The organism is Kitasatospora sp. NPDC085464, from assembly GCF_044541955.1.
Lineage (GTDB): Bacteria > Actinomycetota > Actinomycetes > Streptomycetales > Streptomycetaceae > Kitasatospora.
In genome coordinates, this window is record NZ_JBITTM010000002.1 from 304,782 (window position 1) to 325,151 (window position 20,370).

Here is a 20,370-nt window from a genome sequence, read left to right on the forward strand (position 1 = left end):
ACGTGCCGCGTGAGAATCCTGCTTCTCGGCGCCGACGGCTTCCTGGGCCGTCACGCCACCGCCGTCCTGCGGTCGCTGCCCGACGCCACCCTGCTGACCGCGGGCCGGCGGCCCCACCACGACCTGCGGCTCGACCTGGCCACCGCCGAGGTCGGCCCGCTCGGCGAGGAACTGGCCGCACTGGCCCCCGACGCGGTGGTCAACTTCGCCGGCGCGGTGGCCGGCAGCGCGGTCAAGCTCGCCGAGGTGAACGCGCGCGGCCCGGCGGTGCTCTGCGAGGCGCTGGAGCTCGGCGCCCCGAAGGCCCGCCTGGTGCACATCGGTTCGGCCGGCGAGTACGGCGTCTGCGACCAGGGCAGTTCGCTGCCCGAGGACGCCGACGCCCGCCCCGTCGGCGTGTACGGCGCGACCAAGCTGGCCGGCTCCCTCGCGGTGGCCGGCTCGCCGCTGGACGCCGTGGTGCTCCGGGTGTTCAACCCGGTCGGCCCCGGCGCCCCGGCCGGCTCGCTGGCCGGCCGGCTGGCCGCCGAGCTGCGCCGGGTGGCGCCCGAGGGCGCGGACGGCGTGGTCACGGTCGGTGACCTTTCCGCCTACCGCGACTTCGTCGACGCCCGGGACATCGCCAAGGCGATCGGCCTGGCCGTCGCGGCCGACGGCCCGCTCCCCCGGGTGCTCAACCTCGCCTCCGGGCAGGCCAAGCAGGTCCGGGCGATCGCCGACGGACTGGTCGCCGCCGCCGGATTCACCGGCCGGATCGACGAGAGCGGGGTGGGTTCCGAGCGCTCGACCGCGGTCTCCTGGCAGCAGGCCGACATCTCGGCCGCCGCCCGGGCGCTCGGCTGGCACCCGGAGACGGACCTCGCCGACACCCTGCGCGACCTGTGGCTCGCCACCCCCGAGCCCACGCCGACCCCGGTGGTCGCATGACCACCGGGCACCTCCCCGACGGCCGCCTGCTGGTGCCGCTGTACGTCCACCCCGCGGTGGACCCGGCGGCCTGGCGGGCGGTCGCCGCCGCCGACCCCACCCGGATCGCCGCCGTCGTGCTCAACCTCGCCGACGGTCCGGGCGAGGTCCCGGACGGCGTCTTCGCCGAGGCCGCGGAGGAACTCCGCGCGGCCGGGCTGCCGTTGGTCGGGTACGCCGACACCGACTACGGCCGCCGACCGCACGCGGCCGTCGTCGCCGACATCCTGACGTACCGCCAGCGCCACGGCATCACGGGCGTCTACCTCGACCAAGTGACCACCCACCCGGGCGCGTTGGCGCACTACCGGCGACTGGCCACGGCGGCCCGCGCGGCCGGGTGCGGCACCGTGATCTTCGGTCACGGCGAGCACCCCGATCCCGGGTACGCCGAAGTCGGCCTGGCCGACCTGCTGGTCACCTTCGAGGGGGACTGGGACACCTACCGTGCGATGACCCAACCGCTGTGGACCGGCCGGCACGCGTCCTCCCGGTTCTGTCACCTGGTCTACGACGTCCCGCCCGAGCACGCCCAGGACGCCACCGCCCTGATCGCCGCCCGCCGGGCCGGCGTCGGCTGCGCCGTCCCCGGCGCCGGGGAGAACCCCTGGCGCACCCTGCCGTACGGTCTGACCGCCGCCGAACTGACCTGACCCGACTCGGAGTTCGACTACCGTGAACCGCCGTAACCGGCTCCTGCCGGCCGCCCTCGCCCTCGCCACCGCCACCGCCCTGCTGGCCACCTCGTGCAGCAGCTCCGGTTCGGAGGACGACGACTCGGCCGACGGCTCCCCGAGCACCCCGCCCGCCCCCACCGCCCCGAGCACACCCGGCACCAGCGCCCCGGGCACCCCCGACGGCACTCCCGACGCCACCCCCGCCCCGGACTCGCCCAGCGCCCCCGCCACGAGCACGGCCCCGGGCACCCCGAGCGGCACCACCGCCCCGGGCACCACCCCGCCCGGCGGCACCGCCCCGGCGCCGACCGGCGCCCGCTGGCAGCCCGCTCCGGGCCTGGCCTGGCAGTGGCAGCTCGGCGGCGGCCCCGTGGACCAGTCGGTGGACGTGCCGGTCTACGACATCGACGGCTTCGAGAACGACGCCTCGGTGGTGGCCGCGCTGCACGCCAAGGGCCGCAAGGTGATCTGCTACATCAACGCCGGCTCCTGGGAGGACTTCCGCCCCGACTCCGCCGCCTTCGCCAAGGCGCTGCAGGGCTCGGACACCGGTTGGAAGGGGGAGAAGTGGTTCGACATCCGCAAGCTCGACCAGCTGAAGCCGCTGATGGCCGCCCGCTTCGACATGTGCAGGAGCAAGGGCTTCGACGCCATCGAGCCTGACACCATCGAGGCCTACAACCAGAACAGCGGCTTCCCGCTGACCCCCGACGACCAGCTGAAGTACAACCGGATGCTGGCGCAGCTCGCGCACGAGCGCGGCCTGGCCATCGGCCTGAAGAACGACCTGGACCAGATCCCCGCGCTGCTGCCGGACTTCGACTTCGCGGTCAACGAGGAGTGCTCGCAGTTCGACGAGTGCGACCGCGTCGCACCCTTCGTCAAGGCAGGCAAGGCGGTCTTCCACGTCGAGTACAAGCTCGACACGGACAAGTTCTGCGCCAAGGCCAAGTCGCTCGGCTTCAGCTCGATGCAGAAGAAGCTCGACCTGAACGCCTGGCGCAAGCCCTGTTGAGGTGTTCCGCTCCCGTCGCGCGGGTGACCCGGACGAGGGTCACCCGCGCGAGGGTCACTTGACCGCCAGCCAGATGACGGCGCCCAGCACGGCCAGGGCGACGACGGCGACCAGCGCGATCACGCCGGTCCGGCTGCCGCCGCCGCTGCGGCCGTAGGTGGAAACGGTGGCCGGCTCCTGGCGAGCCGGGGTCTCGTCGACGAACGCCCGGAACATCTGAGTGCTGCCGGCGGGGTCGTAGTCGTTGTCAGCCATGGCACGGACTCTAACGAATCGGCCCACCTCAGGCACAGCCCGGACCCCCTTCGGAACCGTCGCGCCACCCGCCGTGCGGCGGCGGTGCGACGGTGGTGCGACCGGCTCGTGAACACTGCGGGGAGCCCGGCCCCCGACGGCGGCGCGCGGTCGGGGGCCGGGTGCGTCCGCGGCGCTACGGCCGCCCGAAGTGGGTCGGGTAGTAGCCCGCGTCGAGGGTCGAGACCCGGACGGTCCTGCCCGGCCGGGGTGCCTCCACGAAGGTGCCGCCGCCCAGGTATATCCCCACGTGGTGGATCCCCGAGGCGCGGCCGTTGTCCGACCAGAACACCAGGTCACCGCGGCGCAGCTGTCCCGCGCCGATCGGCGTGGTCGCCGCGTACTGGTCGTCCGCCACGCGCGGCAGGCTTGTCCCCGCGCGCCGGTAGGCCTGCTGCACCAGTCCCGAGCAGTCGTAGCCGGACGGGCCGTTGCCGCCCCATACGTACGGCTTGCCCAGCTGGGCGAGCGCGTAGTCGACGGCCGCCTCCTTGCTCCCGGAGGCCGGCGCGGTGTCCTGGGGCTCACGGCTCACGGGCGGGGCGGGTGCGGGGGCCGAACCGCCGCCGGACTGCCCGGTGCGGTTCAGGTAGACGTCGTAGTGGCTGGTCCAGCGCCACTCGCCGCTGTCGTTCTTGAACCAGTACCTCGACCCGTCCCAGCCCTGGCGCGGGCCGTTCGAGGAGGCCGATCCGTTGGAGGGGGCCTTGGTGCCGGAGGCGCCGGATCCCCCTGCACCCCCGGCACCGCCTGCGCCCCCGGATCCGCCGGACCGGCCGGTGCGGCTCGCGTAGACGTCGTAGTGGCTGGTCCAACGCCACTCGCCGGCAGCGTTCTTGAACCAGTACTTCGAGCCGTCCCAGCCCTGCTTCCCGGCCGCGGCGTGCGCCGACCCGGCTCCGGCCGTCAGGCCGACCACGCCGGCGCCCGCCAGCACGGTGGTGGCCAGGCAGGTGGTCCGCACGGCACGGTGTATTCGGCTGCCGCCGGCCGGCCCGGGGCGGTGGGCGGTGCGCGGCCGGGGCGCGCAGTTCGGGCAGCCGCAGCCGGCGATCGCGGGGATGCTGCCGAGCCGCTCCTCGAAGTCGATCGGACCGGGGTCCTCGTCGAGGCCTGTGCCGGGTTCGGCGTACGCGCCGGTGGCTATCCTCATGCGGGTCGTCCTTCCTTCCGCCCGGCGCGGGCGGCCGGGGGCGGTACCGAGGCGGCCACTCCGGCCGGGGCGACGAAGGCGACCAGCAGCTGCTCCATCAGGGCGCTGCGGGCGGCCTCGTCCAGTTCGTGGGTGGTGGCGCGCTCCAGACGCCTTACCGCGAGCGCCGCCGCCTCCACCGCGTCGTCCACCAGCACCGTCCGCAGGCCCGCGTCCAGGTCGGCCAGCCGGCGGCGGCGCATCGACTCGGCGACCTCGGGCGCGTAGTCCAGCCCCAGCGGCTGCGCCGAGTACACCTCCAGGCCCGCCGGGGCGACCTCGGCGGCCAGCGCCCTGGTCATCTCGTCGGCGAACCACTGCCCGTCGCGCAGCGCGGGGCCGGGCGCCGCGTTGCTGTCGCACGGCAGCAGGGACGCGGTGCGGGTGAGCACCGCCTGGACCTGCTCGCGCAGGTAGCCCTCGTGGTCCGCGATGGCCAGCAGCGCCCGAGCGGTGTCCTTGACCCGCCAGACGATCAGCAGCCGGACCACGATCGGCGTGCCGGTCCGGTCGACCACCCGCACCGGCTCGCTGCGCCAGTGCCGCAGACGGACGTCCACCCGGCGACGGCGCAGCAGCGGGTTGACCCAGACCAGACCGGTCCGGCGGACGGTGCCGCGGTAGCGGCCCCAGCGGCTCAGCACCCGGGTCTCGCCGCCCGCGTTGGCCAGCAGCCCGGCGAGCGCGACCACCACCAGCAGGCCGGCCGCGCTGACCGCGGCGATCGCCGCGGCGTCGACCGCCGGCCGTCCGCTCGCCCGCGCGGTGGCGCCGCGCAGGTCGGGCAGCGCGTCCCAGTGCGGGACGACGCCGGTGCGCAGCAGCACGAACAGCACCCCGGCGAGCCCGAGCAGCACCACCAGCAGGGCGGTCCAGCCGGGCAGCGCGGTGGCGCCGTGCTCACGCAGCGCCTGGTCGGCGCGCGGGGGGCGCCGGGAGGTCGAGGCGGTGGTGGCGGCCCCGGCCGGGGTGGCGTCCGGCCACCCGACGGTCTCCGGGGCGGCCGTGTCCAGCGGGTCCCGCAGGTCCGCCGGGCCGACGGACGAGGGCCCGGGGACCACGGCCAACGGGGTGGTCGCCGGTCCGTCGTCGACGGAACCGACCGGCTTGGCGGGCTTGACGGTCGTGACCGCCGTGACCCGGGCCAGCCGGCTGGAGCCGGAGGCGGAACGTTCCGGCAGTGCCGGCGGGAGCATCTCGGGCGGGTTTTCGGGTCGCTGCGACGAATCGCGGGTGACGTCCATGCACGGGTCCTCTGGGTCGGTGTGTCGCGCAACGGGCGGCCCGGATCTGACGGGCAGTGCCAGGGTCAGGCTAAGTTCATACGTCATCAAATGCGACATTTGAGCCAAGGTGTGTCGACATTTACTGACGAATCATCCAAAGCCGACCTGACGCGCAGGCACATGGGCGGATGGTCGGGACAGTTCGGCGCAGGTCAGCGCCGTCGCACACCGGGACCGCGGGCGAACACCCGACGGGTGATCAGCCCGATCCCGGCGAGTACCAGCAGGATCCCGGCGAGCCCGCCGTGCCGGCCGGCCTGCTCGGACCGGCCCACCACACCGTGCGGGCCCTCCGTCGGCGGCACGGGCAGCGGCCGGGCCACGGCCTCGCCGGACTCCCCGGACCCGGCCACGGCCCCGGCCTGCCCGGACGGCGACGGCCGGCCGCTCGCGGCGAGGACCGCGGCCCGGGCCGAGCCGTCGGCAGCGGACGGCGGCGGGGTCGGGCTCGGAGTCGGGGGCGGGCTCGGAGTAGGGGTCGGGGTCGGGCTTGGGCTCGGGGTCGGACGAGCGGTGGCGGTGGGCGAGGGAGTCGCGGCGGCGGTCGTGGCAGGAGCGGACGGTACGGCGGAGGCCGACGGAACCGCCGACGGGCCGGACGACACCGGGCTCGCCGCAGCCGCCGGGACGGCGGGCGGCGCCGGCGGAACGACGATCGGCAACATCCCCGGCGGGACCGGCGCCGGCACCTCGGTCGGCGCCGCGACGGCCGGACTCGGACTCGCCGCCGCGGCCGTGGTCGAGGCGACGGGCGCCGCCACCGTCGTCGACGCCGTCGCCGTCGGGCTGGGCAGGGCCGGACTCGACGTAGCCGACACCGAGGCAGAAGCCGAGGCCGAACCCGAGGCCGAAGCCGACGGACTCGCCGTCGCCGCGCTCGGGGCCGCCGGAGAAGGCACTGGCGGAGAAGGTGTCGCCGGAGAAGGCACCGCCGCGGCGGTGACCCGCACCCGCACCGGGTCCGCCGAGGCCCCGTTGCCCGCCGGGTCGGTGGCCGTGACGGTCAGCCACTGCTCCCCGTCCGTCAGGTCCCGGTTGGCGGTGCAGGTCCAGCTCCCGTCGAGGGCGGACGTCGCCCCGCACAACACGGTCCGCTGGTCCGGACCGGCGCCCGACCCCGCGCCCGCCGTGACCAGGACGTTCGCGCCCGGCTCCGCCTGTCCGGCGAGCCTCGGACGGCTGACCCGCAGGGTCTCCCCCGGAGCGGGCGCGCCGAGGGTCGGCCGGGCCGGCGGAACGGTGTCGACGACAAGCACGGCCGACTGCCCGGCCGTCCGGTTCCCCGCCGCGTCGACCGCGACCGGGGTGAGCTGGTGCTTGCCGTCCGCCAGGTTCTCGACCGGCAGGCAGGACCACTGCCCGTCCGTCCGCACCGCCGTGCTGCAGAGCTCGCCGCCCGCGGGACGGTCGGTGACCGAGACGGTGCTGCCGGCGTCGCCGGTGCCGGTGAGCTGCAGCCCGGGGTCGTTGGTGTAGGCGGGCAGGGCGAGCGCGGGGGCGGTCGGCGGCGCGGTCTTCACGGTGACCCTGACCGGCTCGCCGCGCAGCACCACGCCGCCGGTGGTGGTCTCCACCGGGGTGAGGCCGTGCGGGCCTACGGCGAGCGGCGCAGCGGGGCGGCAGGACCAGCCGCCGCCGCGCCCGACCTTGGCCAGGCAGAGCGAGGTCTCGCCCTCCCGGATGTCGACCGTGGCGCCGGGCACCGCGCCCTCGCCGCTGATCTCCGGGCGGGCGTCGGCGAGGGCGGTGCCGTCGACGGGTTCGGCGATCTCCGGCCGGGCGGCCCCGACGGCCAGCTTGATCCGCTGGTCGGAGACCTGTCCGGAGTCGGCGAAGCCGCCGGAGGAGACGAGCTGCCTGGTGTCGCGGCCGATCCGCAGCCGGGCCCAGGTCTCGCCGGACGCGGCGCCGGGCGGGACGGTCCACTCCAGGGTCGCGGTGTCGGCGCCGGGCGGGACCTCGGTCTGCACCCGATCGGCGGGCTCGAACCGGCCGGTGTGCCCGAAGTCGATCCAGCCGGCCAGGGTGGCGGGCTGGTCGCCCACCTCGACCGGGACGGTCAGCCGGTAGTAGCGGCCGATCGCGGCCCCGGTGGGGAAACCGATCGACGGGTCGGCGCCGTGGTACTCGCTGCGGCCGGGCTGGAGCTTGGGCGGCAACGGGCCGGCGAACGGGCTGAGCAGGGAGGCGCCGTGGTCGAGCCGGACCATCGGTTCGTCGTCCACGACCTCGCCGGACCCGGGCCGGGTGCGCCGCGACGGCTCGGCCGCATCGGCGCCGAGGAAGAGGTCGGAGACGACGTGCGAGGCGTTGCCGTAGCCCTGCGGTGCGGTGCCGACGCCATCGTCGACGGTGACGGTGTAGGCCTGGCGCAGGACGGGCGGGGCGGTGGTGCTGCCGGCCCGGGCCGTGGAGCGCTGCTCGACCCGGAACACCGCGGTGCTGAAGGTCCCGACGAGCTCCAGCGAGCCTTCGGCGGCGGAGCCGGTCGCGCCGTCGGAGGCGCCGTCGCGGCCCGCGGGGGCGAGGGTGTTGCCGTCGACCGTCCAGCCGGACCAGTCGGTGCGGCCGGCCAGGGTGGGCGCGACGGGCGAGCCGCCGGTGAGGGTCAGCCGGGCCGCGGTGCCGGTCGTACCGGACGTGCCGGTGGCGACCGCGGCGAGCCCGCTGAGGTGCAGCCGGGGGTTGCGGACGGGCCGGGAGAATGTCAGCCGGAGCGTTCCCGCGGTGCGCCAGGAACCGTCCGCCTGCGCACGGTCCGGGGTGAGTTCGAAGGTCTGCGCGGGGTCTCCGGAGTGCATTCCGTCCGCATAGGGGGTGGTGGATCGCCCCCCTCCGGACCGGCCCGCCAATTGCCCCGGTCCGGCGGTGACGCCCACTCCCGGAGAGGCGTCGAAATCGATCCGGACGGAAAGCCCGGAGGGCAGCACCGCCCGGTGTTCCCCCGACCAGGAGTCAGGGGATTGCTGGGCCACCGAGAGCGGAACGTTCCAGCCGGTCAGCAGCCCGGTCGTGAGGACGGCCAGGGCGGCAGCGGTGCGGGGAAACTGTCGGCTCATCCGGCTCTCCTTCGCGGTCGGCTGCCGGGGCGACGGGCAGTCTGGGCACAAGATCCGACAAAAAGGAATCACGATCCCGGATCGGTCAAACTGCGACACCTACGCTTTTGACCGGGTCCCACCCGTTTGGCGGTCGTCCGGGCGGCAGGACGGGATGTACCCGAAACGGCCTTATTTCATCCATTAGGCGGGAATCAGCACCCCCGAACGGACGCGGGAATGGGAATTCCCGGCCGATCCGACGGACCCCAGCGTCCGGGACCTGACCATTCTTCGAGGGCTCTGTTCGAACGGCCCGACCGCTTCGCCGGGTCCGGCTGCTTCACCGGGCCGAGCGCGCTTCACCGGGCCGGCGTGATCCGCCGGGCCGAGCTCGTGGAGCCCGGAAACGGGAGAAGCCCCCGGCCGGTGGCCGGGGGCTTCTCGATGGTGCGCTCAGCAGGATTCGAACCTGCAACCTCTTGATCCGTAGTCAAGTGCTCTATCCGTTGAGCTATGAGCGCAAGGAACGGGCGAACCCGATCTTGCGGAGTTTGGTGCGCTCAGCAGGATTCGAACCTGCAACCTCTTGATCCGTAGTCAAGTGCTCTATCCGTTGAGCTATGAGCGCTCGCCCCGTGAACGTTGCCCCGGGGCGTTGCGGGGACAACATTACATGACCTGCGACGTGGGGCGAAATCGATTGCTCCCGGACCCCCTGCGGACCTCCCGCGACCTCCTGCGGGCCCGCCCCCGACCGGCTCCCCGGCCCACCCCGGACCAGCCCCGGACCAGCCCCGGGCCGCTGCCGACCTCCGCCGACCCGGGCCGACCCACGCCGGGGTGGATCGAGCGGGGACCGACCCGGCCCCGATCCGAACCTCCCCCGGGAACGCAAAGAGCCCCCGTCGACGAGATCGTCGACGGGGGCTCCCGACTGGCGGAGGCTGAGGGATTTGAACCCTCGATCAGGAATAACCCCGAAACCGCATTAGCAGTGCGGCGCCATAGACCGGACTAGGCGAAGCCTCCCCACATGGACCGCATCCGCGCGAAGCGGACCCGTTCCGTGTGTCAGTGATGATGCCACAACCCTGGGGTTCGGCACCAACCACCGCCAACGTTACTAGGCGGGTCGTCCCCGCCGCAAAGAAGAATGAGATACTGCCGTCTCCGGAGGAGCTGCCCCGAGCCGAGGAGACCTGTCGACGTGAGCAGCAGGCCGATCCGAGGCGCTGCTCGCCTCGCCGCCATACTCGACGCCCTGCCCGACGCGTTGTTGCTGGTGAACAGCAACGGCACCGTCGTGGACGCCAACAGCGCGGCCGTCCAGGCCCTGCAGGCGCCGGGCACCTCGCTGGTCGGCATGGGCGTGCTCGGCCTGCTCCCCGACTTCGACCCCAGCCGGATCCCCGGTTCGATGCGCCCGGCCACCCGCGACGGCGACGCCCCCGACCGCCCGGTCCGGATGACCGCCCACCGCACCGACGGCACCACGTTCCCGGTCGAGGTCTCCGGCAACGACTTCGCCGACGACAACGACAGCAGCCGCGGCTACGCGCTCTCCCCGCTCGTCCCGTACGACCCGTACCGCGAGGGCTCCCGTTCGTCGTCCTCCTCCGACCTGCTCCTGCTGCTGGTCCGCGACCTCTCCGGCCGGCTCGGCGTCGAGGCGGAGCTGCGCCGCCAGCACAAGCAGACCGAGATGATCCTGCGCGCCGCCGCCGAGGGCGTGCTCGGGGTCGACCTCGAAGGCCGCTGCGTACTGGTCAACCCGGCCGCCGCGCACATCCTGGAGTACCGGGCGAGCGAGCTGGGCGGGCGTGAGCTGCACCCGCTGATCCAGCACTCCCGGGCCGACGGCACCCCGCTGGCGCTGGAGGAGTCCGCGCTGCTGGACACCCTGACCTCCGGGCGCAAGCACCGGGTTCGCGGCACCGTGCTGTGGCGCAAGGACGGCCGTCCGGTCACCGTCGACCTCACCACCGCCCCGGTGCGGGACGGCGACCAACTGGTCGGCGCGGTGATGACCTTCACCGACCGCAGCCGCGAACTCGCCCTGATCGCCCGCAACGAGCACCTCACCGCCGTCCTGGAGAACGAGCTGGGCGGCGCGCTCAGCGCACTGAACCAGCGGCTGGACGCGCTCGCCGCCGACCCGGCCGGGCAGCTCTGGCCGGAGGCCAACTGGACGCTGCGCCGGCTCGCCGACGAGTGCCGCCGCTTCGGGAAGCTGATCGACGGGGTCCTCGACCACCAGCGCAGCGAGGCAGGCGAGACCGGCGCGGCGGAGACCAAGGACGGCAAGGACCCGAAGGACCCCAAGGACGGCAAGGACGTCAAGGGTCGTCGGAAGTCCGCCGTGCAGGTGCCGGTGGCTCTGGACACGGTGGTCCGCCGGGCCGTCGAGGAGGCCGGCGAGCTGGTCGGCCCCGGCCGGGTGCGGTTCTCGGTGCACGCCGCCGCGGTGGAGGTGATCGCCGACGAACGGCGACTCGCCCAGGCGCTGGCCCACCTGGTCGCCGATGTCAGCGGTGTCCGCCTCGCGCTGGACGCCCCCACCACCCCCTCCCCCGGCCTCGCCGTCCCCGGTCTGGCCGGCGGCGCGACGCCCGCGGTGCCGACCGCCCCCGAACCGCCGACCGTCGTCCTGGCCGCCGCCCAGCGCGGCGAGGTCGCCCGGGTCGAGATCCGCGGCCCCGGCGTCGGCGGCAGCCCCGTCCACCTGCCGATAGCCCGCTCGGTGGTCGAGCGGCACGGCGGCGTGCTCCAGCCGCACGAGCTGCCCGGCAAGTCCGGGACCACGTACGTCGTCGAACTGCCGCTTGACCCCGCCGCGGCGAAGGCCGCCGCCGAGCGCGCCGCCGCCGAGGGCCGCTCCGACCGGCCCAAGGAGAGCGACAGCGCCGTCCTGCCCGAGCTGCCGGGCATCCCGCAGCTGCCCAGCAGCAGCGAGGCCGCCGGGCCCGCCGCGACGGCGGGCGAACAGCCGGGCCGCAAGGCCGTGGAGGCCGCAGCCGCCGACCGGGCGCCCGCCGAGGAGCCCCCGGCCCCCGAGCGGCGCGGCCGCCGTGGCCGCCCGGCCGCCGAGACCCCGGCGCCGACCGCGCCCGCCGCGTCCGACGGTCCCGCCGGTCCCGCCGACCAGTGGCCGAACGCCCCCGCCAGGGTCGAGCGGGCCGTGCCGGAGCAGTGGAACGGCACCGGCAACGACCCCGCGTACGGCCGCCAGGGCCTGCCCGGCCCGGACGGTGCGCAGCGCGACCCGTGGGGCAAGGACGACGGCCGTTCCGGCCCCGCCTACGCCGTGCCCGTCGAGGGCGAGCGGGCGCAGCAGAACCGGTCCGGCGGTCGCGAGCCGCTCGCGCTCGGCCCGGCCCCCACCACTTCCCCGGCCGCCTCCCCGGCCGCCGACGGCACCCCGCCGGCCGGCACCCCGACCGACGGGGCCGCCCCGGCCGAGAACGCGGGCGAGCCCAAGCCGCGTCGGCGCCGCGCCCTGCCCTCCGCCGAGGACTCCTCCGGCGGCTTCGCCCTGCCCGGAGCGACCGACACCCCGGTGTACCCCGGGCTGGAGCACGCCCTGCCGGCCGGCCCGGCGCCCGCGCTGCCCGAACCGGCCGCCGCGCCGACCGGCCGCCGCCGCCGACTGGCCGTCCCGCCGGGGCCCGGGCCGGACGCGTCGACGGGCGCCGCCGGTCCGTCCGCACCCGCTGCGCCGGCCCTGCCCGCCGGCCCGTCCGGCCGGGACGTGGGTGCCCCCGGCACCGCCCTGGAGCCCGCACGGCCCGCGCTGCCCGCAGCCGAGGAGCCGTCGGGCCCGCGCCCGGTCGGCACCGGCCTGGGCGAGCTCGCCCCGCCGCGCCCGCTCGGCCCCCCGCCGATGTCCGCCGTTCCGGCGCAGCCGGCCGTTCCGGCCGAGGCCCGGACCGCCCCGCGCCCGATGGCCGAACTCCCGCCCGCCGACGAACGGCCCGCCGCCGATCAGCCGCCGGCCACCGGTGGCGAACTGGCCAACACCCGTCGGCTGCTGGTCTGGCCGGAGCCCGACCCGGCGACCAGGCAGGCCCTCCAGGCCCGCGGGTACCTCCCGGTGATCGTCAGCTCCCGCGAGGAGGTCGACGCCCAGGCCGCCGGCTTCCCCGCCGCCCTCTTCGTCGACCCGCTGACCGGCCCGATCACCCGCACCGCGCTGCAGTCGCTGCGCACCGCGGCGCTCAACCGCCGCGTCCCGGTGCTGGTCACCGCCGGCCTCGGCCAGGCCACCCGGGACGCCGTGTACGGGGCCGACCCGGCCGTGCTGCTGCGCGCCCTCGCGCCCCGCGACGGCGAGCACCACGCCCCGCGGGTGCTGCTGGTCGAGGGCGACCCGGACATCGCCGCCGCCATGATCAGCAGCCTGGAACGGCGCGGCATGCACGTCGAGCACGCGGTGGACGAGAACGACGCCGTGGCCCGGGCCAGCAGCGTGCAGCCCAACCTGGTGGTGATGGACCTGCTGCAGATCCGCCGCCGCCGGGTCGGCCTGCTGGACTGGCTGCGCGCCAACGACCGGCTGCACCGCACCCCGCTGGTGGTCTACACCTCGGTGGACCTCGACCCGCGCGAACTGCCCCGGCTGCGCACCGGCGAGACGGTGCTGTTCCTCGCCGAGCGCTCGACCAGCGACGACGTCCAGGGCCGGATCGTGGACCTGCTCGGACGGATCGGCACGATGGGCGAGGCGGACGTGGCCGCCGCGGGCTGACCCGCCGGGACGCGGGCCGACACCGGTCGGGACACGGGCCGACGCCCGCCGGACCACGTGGAAGGGCCGGCCGCCCCAGTTGCGCAAGGGGGGCGGCCGGCCCTCTTCCCGTCCCTGCGGCTACTCCTTGCCGAGCACCGTGACGTCCAGCCCGCCCGCCGCGTAGTCGGCCCGGATCACCTTCTTGTCGAACTTGCCGACCGAGGTCTTGGGCACCGACTCCACGATCGACCAGCGCTCCGGCAGCTGCCAGGAGGCGATCCGCCCGGCCAGGAAGGCCCGCAGCTCCTTCAGCCCGACGGTCGCGCCCGGGCGCAGCACCACGGTGGCCAGCGGGCGCTCGCCCCATTTCTCGTCCGGGACGGCGACCACGGCGGCCTCGGCCACCTCGGGGTGCGCCATCAGCTGGTTCTCCAGGTCGACCGAGGAGATCCACTCGCCACCGGACTTGATGACGTCCTTGGCCCGGTCGGTGAGGGTCAGGTAGCCGTCGGCGGTGATGGTGCCGACATCACCGGTACGCAGCCAGCCGTCCTCGGAGAACTTGTCGTCCGGGCGGACCGGGTCCTGTCCGGCGCCGCCGTAGTACGCCCCGGCGATCCACGGGCCGCGCACCTCCAGCTCCCCGGCCGAGACGCCGTCGTGCGGCATCCGCTCGCCGCCCGGGCCGATCAGCCGGGCCTCGACGGAGGCCGGGAAGATGCCCTGGGTGATCCGGTACGGCCACTCCTCCTCCGGGGTGAGGCCGCCCGGCGGCTGGGCGAAGCACCCGAGCGGGGAGGTCTCGGTCATGCCCCAGGCGTGGATGACCCGGATGCCGTGGCGCTCCTGGAAGCCCTCCATCAGCGACGGCGGACAGGCGCTGCCGCCGATGACCACCATGCGCAGGCTGGAGGTGTCGTAGTCGCCGGCGTCGAGCTCGTCCAGCAGGCCGCTCCAGATGGTGGGGACGGCGGCGCTGACGGTGGGGCGGACGGCGGCGATCATCTCGGCCATCGGCTTGGGCTGGAGGAAACGATCCGGCATCAGCAGGTTGGCGCCCGACATGAAGGCGGCGTGCGGGATGCCCCAGGCGTTCACGTGGAACATCGGGACCACCGGCAGCGCGGTGTCGCGCGGCGTGAAGGCGAAGTTGTCGCCGGTGTTGACCTGCAGGCAGTGCAGGTAGACCGAGCGGTGGCTGTAGAGCACGCCCTTCGGGTCGCCGGTGGTGCCGGAGGTGTAGCAGAGCACCGCGGCCTGCCGCTCGTCGATGTCGCTCCGCCACGGGAACGTGGTGGGGCGGCCGGCGATCAGCTCCTCGTAGTCGTGCACGCCGCCCGCGAAGCCCGCGAGCAGCGAGCGGTCGCCGGGGCCGCTCACCACGATGTGCTTGAGCGTGGGCGCGAGGTCCGACAGGACGGCGGCCAGCAGCGGGAGGACGGTGCCGTTGACGATGATCACGCGGTCGGCGGCGTGGTTGACGATGAACGACAGCTGCTGGGCGGGCAGCCGCAGGTTGAGCGTGTGCAGCACGGACCCCATCGCCGGAACGGCGAGGTACGCCTCCAAGTGCTCGGCGTTGTTCCACATCAGCGTGGCGACCCGGTCGTCCCCGGTCACCCCGAGCTCGTCGCGCAGCGCGCACGCGAGCTGCGCGGCACGGGCTCCCACCTCGGCGTACGTACGGACGACCGGCCCGGTGCCGTCCCAGGTGGTGACGGTCGACCGGCTGTGGATCCTGGACCCGTGCTCCAGGATTCGGGCGACGGTGAGCGGTACGTCCTGCATCGTGCTGAACACGGGTCCTCCTTGACCTGGCGGCACTGGCGGAATCGCCTGCGGCACCTACCGGGCGGTAATGCGCGCCGACCTGCCCGATTTTGCCGCCCCCACGGCCCGCTGTCAGCATCCCGACCCCGTTGCACGGATCACGGGCCCCCGCCGGCCCCGGGTCAGCGCTGTTCGCGCCGGCAGAGGCGGAGGGAGTTGGCCGGGTCGGGGGTGTAGGCGGGGTCGAGGGTCCAGCCGTCCTCGGCGGCGATGGACAGGGCCCGGTGGGCGCCGGCTCCGCGGTAGGTGGCGCGGTGGACCTGGATGCGCCGGAAGTAGCTGCCGTCGGGGGTGGTGAGCCTGGCGTAGCTGTCGGCGGTGCGGGCGAGTTCGCGCTTGGTGTCGCGCTGGAGGATGCGGCGGATGTGGCGGTCCCAGGCGGCGGGGCTGTCGGTGAACTCGGCCCGGAAGGCGCGCGGGCCGACCGTCCAGCGGGCTCCCCAGCGCTCCCAGTGGTCGGGCTCGGGGCGGTCGATCCAGAAGGTGGCCAGGCCGTAGACCGGGACGTAGACGATCTGGAGCAGGAAGACGAACGGCAGCAGCAGCGCGGAGCGGGTCGGCTGCGGGCCCCACGGGGTGCCGGGGGCGGCCGGCGGGTCGTACGGGGAGGGGGCGTTCAGGTCGGCCGGCGGGGGGAAGCGGCGGACGAGCCGGATGTGCACGGTGTTCGGACCGGACGGCAGCACGCCGTGCCAGCCGTACCGTTCGCCGATCCGGACCACGCCGGCCGCCCCGAGGCCCCGGTAGAGGCGATCGGCGAGCCCGACCGACACCTCCCGGCCGAGGTCGGCCTGCACCTCGCCGCCGCCGGCCGCGTGCTTGGCCTCGGCGGCGGCGATCCGGCGCCGGATGATCGGCGTGACGTAGCGCTCCCAGTCCTCCGGGCGGCCGGTGAGTTCGGCCCGCAGGCGGCGCGGCGGGATGAAGGTGCGGTTGACCTTCAGCCAGCCGTCGGAGCTGGGGCCGCCACCGTTGTAGTCCGAGAGGATCAGGACGGCGAAGAGGATCACCAGGCCGACGATCCAGAGCGGGGCGTAGATCCACTGCAGCAGGAACTGGAGCAGGACGGCGAGGCGGCTGCGGCGCGGCAACGGGCCGGGGAAGCCGGGGAAGGCGCCGGGTTGCGGCTGCGAAGGCGGCTGGGGCTGCTGCGGCTGCGAGTGCGGTGGAGCAGCGAACTGCGGTGCTGCGGCGGGCGGTTGGGCGGCGGCCGGCTGCCGAGCGGCGGCGTACGGCTGCGGCGGGACCGGCTGGCCCGGGTACGGCTGCGGCGGGACCGGCTGACCCGGGTACGGCTGCGGCGGGACCGGCTGGGCGTACGGGTTCTGTTCGTACGGCGCCTGCCTGTAGGGGTTCTGCGGCGGCACCGCGCCGTATCCGCCCGCGGTGCCGTACCCGTGCTCGTCGCCGTGTCCGTGGCTGTTCGTCATTCCGCCCCCCTGTGCCGGATCGGGGGCCACCCTACCGGCGGCCTCAGCCCGCGGTGGGGGCGTCGACCTGGTTGCGGTCGATCGTGAGGGTGGCGCCGCCGTAGGTCTCCGCGACGTTGCCGCGGTACTGGTGGACGCGTTGGTGGAGGCTCCACAGCCCGGGGTCGAGGGCGCCGGAGCCGGCCGTGTCGGCGTGGTCGTCCCAGCGGGCGTACCAGAACGCGTCGGGCAGCGGGGCGCTGCCGGCCCGGGCCGCGGCCGCCAGGTCGGCGATCCCGGAGTCGAGGCTGGAGTAGAAGCCGGAGCGGTAGCCGGCCGAGTGCAGGGCCTGGGTCCAGCCCAGGGCGAAGTCGACCACGGCCTGTCCGCAGGCCCGGTCGTGCATCGGGTAGGCCTCGATGTCCAGGTAGACCGGGCTGCCCGGGCCGAGCCCGAGCGACTGCAGCGCGCGGGTGGCCTCGCCCGCCTCGTCCCGGCCCTGCTGCACGGCCCTCGCCGGGTCGATCCGCGCGGGCCTGCGGCTCGGGTCTCCGCACGGCGCCTGGGCTCCGACGTGCACCGGCAGGAAGCGCCAGCCGGTCGCGCGCGCCCGGCGCACCCACTCGGCGGTGAGCCGGGGCTGGGCGCAGCCGCGCTGGGAGCCGCTGGTGTAGATGCCGACCGCCCCGTACGGGGAGGCGCCGTGCCAGGCCCGCAGGGTGTCGAGCGGGGGTGCGGTGCAGACGTCGAAGGCGGGGCCGTTCCAGTCGTCGTGGGGGCGGGGCGGGGCGCCCCGGTCGGGGAGGGTGACGGCCCGGATGCGGGGGACGGCGGCTCGCGCGGCGGCGGTGGCTTCGGCGCTCGCGCCCGTCCCATCGGTGGCCAGCAGGAGCACGAGGGAGGCGGCGAGGAGGGCCGCGGGGCGGAGATAGCGCACCCGGCCTTGATACTGACGGATCGTCGGACGAATGCGGCAGCCACGCCGCCACTCGCGCGCGGGTCCACCCTTTCGGATGCACCCGTCCGTATCCGTCCCGATATTTGTAACGAGCTTGCCGCCGCATCACTCCTTACGGCAAACTCGCTCATATGCCCACCTCCCATACCAGCGAAACCTTCACCGCCTCGTCGTCGGCCGCCGCCGTCGCCGAGGCTCTTGCCATGCCGCCCGCCCTCAAGGGCGAGCCGGCCGGCGAGCGGGGTGGCTGGCGACGAGGTGGGGCGTCCGGCCCCCCGGCCGAAGGCTGGGGGAGGATCCCGGCGCCGGTTCTCTGCCTGACCGCGATGTTCCTGGTGCAGACCGGCATCGCCCTGTCCAAGCCGCTCTTCGGCCCGCTCGGGGTCAGCGGCACGACCTTCCTGCGGCTCGGCTTCGCCGCCGCGATCCTGCTCGCCGTCACCCGGCCGAAGCTGCGCGACAAGCGCCCGCGCGACCTCGGCTCCGCCGCGCTGCTCGGCGTGGCCTCGGCCGGGATGACCTGCCTGTTCGCCGGGGCGATCGACCGGCTGCCGATGGGCACCGCCGCGACCATCGAGTTCCTCGGCCCGCTCGCGGTCGCCCTGGTCTTCGCCCGGCGCGCCAGCCACCTGCTCTGGGCACTGCTCGCGGCCGCCGGCGTGGTGCTGCTGACGCTGCTCGGCGAGGGGGAGGGCGGCGGCTCGCTCGACCCGGTCGGCCTGCTGTACGCCTTCGGCGCGGCCGCCTGCTACGCCGCGTACATCCTGTTCACCGACAAGGTCGGCGCGACCTTCCAGGGGTTCCAGGGGCTGGCGGTGTCGATGACGGTCGGCGCGCTGACGCTGGCGCCGCTCGGGCTCGGCGAGGCCTGGCACGGGCTGACCGCGCCGGGCGCCTCGCCGCTGGTGCTGCTCGCCTCGGTGGCCGGGGTGTCGCTGCTGCTGCCGGTGATCCCGTACGCGCTGGAGATGACCGCGCTGCGCCGGATGCCGCAGCGGGTGTTCAGCGTGCTGGTCAGCCTGGAGCCGGCGGTCAGCGCGCTGGTCGGCCTGGTGGTGCTGGGCCAGCTGCTGGGCGTGCCGCAGCTGGCCGGAATCGGCTGCGTGGTGGCGGCCAGCGTGGGCGCCACGCTGACCGGGCGCCGGTAGGGCCCGTCCGCGGACGCCGTTGGGCCGCTCGGGGCACCCGGCGGCCGGCGCGCCGGGTGAACCCGTCGGTTACCAGTGGCGGGGTACCCGTCGGCTACCGACGTCGAGGGTGCCCGTCGGCTACCGACGTCGAGGGTGCCCGTCGGCTACCGGCGTCGGCGGCTCACGGCCAGAGCAGGGAGCGCGACCAGTCCGGGGAGCTGACCGGGCCGGTGCGGGTGTACCGCAGCCGGACGTGCCGGCGGTCGGAGTCGCCCTGCCAGAACTCCACCTCGTGCGCCCACAGGGTGTAGACGGCGTGCCCGGGCGGGACGACGTCCGGGTGCGCCTCCAGCCGGCGGCGGGCGACGGCCACCGCGTCGTCGTACTCGACCAGCGCGGCCAGCGGCTCGCTCTGCCGGCCGACCAGCGAGGAGGCCCGGGCGGCGGGCGAGCGGGTGGCGAACTCGGCGGCGGCGACCAGGTCGGCGGCCCGCTCGACGGTGCCGCGCACCCGCACCTGGCGGCCCAGCTGCGGCCAGTAGACGGTCAGCGCGGCGGCCGGGTGGTCGGCGAGCTGACGGCCCTTGGGGCTGTCGGCGGCGGCGGAGAAGTTCCAGCCGGTGCCGGCCGCGTCGACGTCGCGCAGCACCAGCACCCGGGCGTCCGGCATGCCGTCCGCGTCGACGGTCGAGAGGGTGAACGCCTGCGGGTCCAGCACCCCGGCGTCCAGGGCGGTGGCGAGCCAGTCCACGAACAGCGGGCCGGGCTCGGCGGGAGCGGCCTCGTGGTCGAAGAACGGCAGCGGGCGCGCCATCGGCGGGCGGCCGAGCAGCAGCTCGGGGACGGACCTGGGCTCGGGCCGGTGCTCGCGGGCCGGATCGGCCGCCTGCTCCGGGCGTGCCCCCGCCTCCGGCTCCGGTACGGGCCTGGCCCCGTCCGGGCCGGTCAGGCCCTCCTCCTCCGCCGCCATCGCGCGCCCTTCCTTCCGAATGCCGCGGTCGCCACCCCGGCCGGGCCGTCCCTTTCCGGGCCCCGGCGCGGTGCGCTGTCGGAGCGCAACCGTACCGCCGCGGGCCGACGGCCCCGGGCGCGGGCCCTCGGTGGACGGATCGGGCCCGGGTCGGCGGTGGCCGGCCGCGGACGCACTCGTGGGCGGTGCCGATGGCGGCACCGCCCACGGAGCCGGTTTCGCGGTGACCCTTTCCGCTGGCCGGTCATGCGCTGTTCCCTTGGTGATGCGCGGTTCCCTCTGGTTGTCGCGGTTGTTGCGGCTCGCTGTTCCCGAGCCGGTTGTTCGTTGCTTTCGTTGTTCCCCGGCCGTTCGATCCGGTCCGAGCCCGTCCGCGGGTGCTCAGTTCACCCGTGGCCGCTCACTTCGGGCGCCCCCGCCCTCGGTGGTGCTCGGTGGGACCCGGCACGGTCGTACGGTCAGGGGAAGATCGGCGCGAAGATGACGTTGACGTTCTTGTTGCCCTGGCCGGCCAGGACGGCGCCGGCGTTGTCCTTCACCGCGAGGGTGTTGTTCTGGTTCGAGGCCCCGGAACCGGTGGCCGTCTGCTGCGTGGAGACGTAGTTGCCGTCGACGCCGCCGAACACGTTGCCGGTGCCCACGTCGGACACCACACCGGCGTTGGAACCGCCTGCGGCGCCCGCGCCGTTGTCGGCGACGGCGACACCGGCGGCCGCCGCGAGCAGCAGACCGGCCGCGAGCGGGGCGGCGAACAGGAGTCCGGCCACCCGGCGGGTATGGATGCGAGCCATGAAAGCCTCCAGAAATCCGTTAATCGTGCAATGTCGAGCATGGTGTGCGGGGGTTCGCCGGCCAGACGAACACCTGCGGGCTGCG

The 20,370-nt window shown here is 75.2% G+C and carries 14 protein-coding genes and 3 tRNA genes; 5 read left to right on the forward strand and 12 right to left on the reverse strand.

The features are described 5' to 3' along the window. Positions 1 to 9 precede the first annotated feature (9 nt). The 3 genes from ACIGG8_RS03080 to ACIGG8_RS03090 are packed head-to-tail and all read left to right on the forward strand — an operon-like array spanning position 10 to position 2,658. Entirely contained in the window at positions 10 to 927 is a 918-nt protein-coding gene (locus ACIGG8_RS03080; RefSeq protein WP_396545199.1) for an NAD-dependent epimerase/dehydratase family protein, read from the forward strand. Continuing rightward, a complete protein-coding gene (locus tag ACIGG8_RS03085; protein ID WP_350519714.1) occupies positions 924 to 1,619 on the forward strand; it encodes a spherulation-specific family 4 protein in 696 nt (231 codons plus the stop codon). The genes ACIGG8_RS03080 and ACIGG8_RS03085 overlap by 4 nt, the downstream gene beginning before the upstream one ends. 22 nt (positions 1,620 to 1,641) lie before the next feature. Then, complete coding sequence (locus ACIGG8_RS03090; protein WP_396545201.1) at positions 1,642 to 2,658, forward strand: endo alpha-1,4 polygalactosaminidase; 1,017 nt, start codon at positions 1,642 to 1,644, stop codon at positions 2,656 to 2,658. A gap of 54 nt (positions 2,659 to 2,712) precedes the next feature. Here ACIGG8_RS03090 and ACIGG8_RS03095 read toward each other — a convergent pair whose 3' ends face one another. The 7 genes from ACIGG8_RS03095 to ACIGG8_RS03125 all read right to left on the reverse strand — a co-directional run bounded on the left by ACIGG8_RS03095 (position 2,713) and on the right by ACIGG8_RS03125 (position 9,500). Further along, positions 2,713 to 2,913, reverse strand: a complete 201-nt coding sequence (locus ACIGG8_RS03095) for a hypothetical protein (protein WP_350519712.1) — start codon at positions 2,911 to 2,913, stop codon at positions 2,713 to 2,715. A 175-nt stretch (positions 2,914 to 3,088) separates the two neighbouring features. Then, the gene (locus ACIGG8_RS03100; protein ID WP_396545203.1) at positions 3,089 to 4,105 is read right to left on the reverse strand and encodes a C40 family peptidase; all 1,017 of its coding nucleotides are present in this window, start codon (positions 4,103 to 4,105) and stop codon (positions 3,089 to 3,091) included. Next, entirely contained in the window at positions 4,102 to 5,388 is a 1,287-nt protein-coding gene (locus tag ACIGG8_RS03105; protein WP_396545205.1) for an SPFH domain-containing protein, read from the reverse strand. The genes ACIGG8_RS03100 and ACIGG8_RS03105 overlap by 4 nt, the downstream gene beginning before the upstream one ends. A gap of 194 nt (positions 5,389 to 5,582) precedes the next feature. Then, complete coding sequence (locus ACIGG8_RS03110) at positions 5,583 to 8,231, reverse strand: Ig-like domain-containing protein (protein WP_396545207.1); 2,649 nt, start codon at positions 8,229 to 8,231, stop codon at positions 5,583 to 5,585. 685 nt (positions 8,232 to 8,916) lie between these two features. Beyond that, a tRNA-Arg gene (locus ACIGG8_RS03115) sits at positions 8,917 to 8,992 on the reverse strand. Between the two features lie 31 nt (positions 8,993 to 9,023). Next, positions 9,024 to 9,099: transfer RNA gene (locus ACIGG8_RS03120), tRNA-Arg, on the reverse strand. A gap of 307 nt (positions 9,100 to 9,406) precedes the next feature. Beyond that, a tRNA-Ser gene (locus tag ACIGG8_RS03125) sits at positions 9,407 to 9,500 on the reverse strand. A gap of 178 nt (positions 9,501 to 9,678) precedes the next feature. Between ACIGG8_RS03125 and ACIGG8_RS03130 the strand changes: the two genes are divergently transcribed. Then, complete coding sequence (locus ACIGG8_RS03130) at positions 9,679 to 13,215, forward strand: PAS domain-containing protein (protein WP_396545209.1); 3,537 nt, start codon at positions 9,679 to 9,681, stop codon at positions 13,213 to 13,215. 120 nt (positions 13,216 to 13,335) lie between these two features. Here ACIGG8_RS03130 and ACIGG8_RS03135 read toward each other — a convergent pair whose 3' ends face one another. From ACIGG8_RS03135 to ACIGG8_RS03145, 3 genes are all read right to left on the reverse strand, one after another. Further along, on the reverse strand, positions 13,336 to 14,997 hold the full coding sequence (locus ACIGG8_RS03135; RefSeq protein WP_396545211.1) for a long-chain fatty acid--CoA ligase: 1,662 nt from the start codon (positions 14,995 to 14,997) through the stop codon (positions 13,336 to 13,338). 152 nt (positions 14,998 to 15,149) lie between these two features. Next, positions 15,150 to 16,457, reverse strand: a complete 1,308-nt coding sequence (locus ACIGG8_RS03140; RefSeq protein ID WP_396545213.1) for a hypothetical protein — start codon at positions 16,455 to 16,457, stop codon at positions 15,150 to 15,152. 43 nt (positions 16,458 to 16,500) lie between these two features. Next, positions 16,501 to 17,373, reverse strand: coding sequence for a DUF1906 domain-containing protein (locus tag ACIGG8_RS03145; RefSeq protein WP_396545215.1), 873 nt, complete (start codon positions 17,371 to 17,373; stop codon positions 16,501 to 16,503). A gap of 152 nt (positions 17,374 to 17,525) precedes the next feature. Between ACIGG8_RS03145 and ACIGG8_RS03150 the strand changes: the two genes are divergently transcribed. Then, entirely contained in the window at positions 17,526 to 18,542 is a 1,017-nt protein-coding gene (locus ACIGG8_RS03150; protein ID WP_396545217.1) for an EamA family transporter, read from the forward strand. Positions 18,543 to 18,705: 163 nt separating this feature from the next. On the opposite strand, the gene ACIGG8_RS03155 is transcribed toward ACIGG8_RS03150, so the two are convergent. Together ACIGG8_RS03155 and ACIGG8_RS03160 are read right to left on the reverse strand one after the other, a co-directional pair. Beyond that, on the reverse strand, positions 18,706 to 19,494 hold the full coding sequence (locus tag ACIGG8_RS03155) for a pyridoxal 5'-phosphate synthase (protein WP_396545219.1): 789 nt from the start codon (positions 19,492 to 19,494) through the stop codon (positions 18,706 to 18,708). A 458-nt stretch (positions 19,495 to 19,952) separates the two neighbouring features. Further along, positions 19,953 to 20,285, reverse strand: a complete 333-nt coding sequence (locus ACIGG8_RS03160; protein WP_396545221.1) for a hypothetical protein — start codon at positions 20,283 to 20,285, stop codon at positions 19,953 to 19,955. Between the last annotated feature and the right edge of the window lie 85 nt (positions 20,286 to 20,370).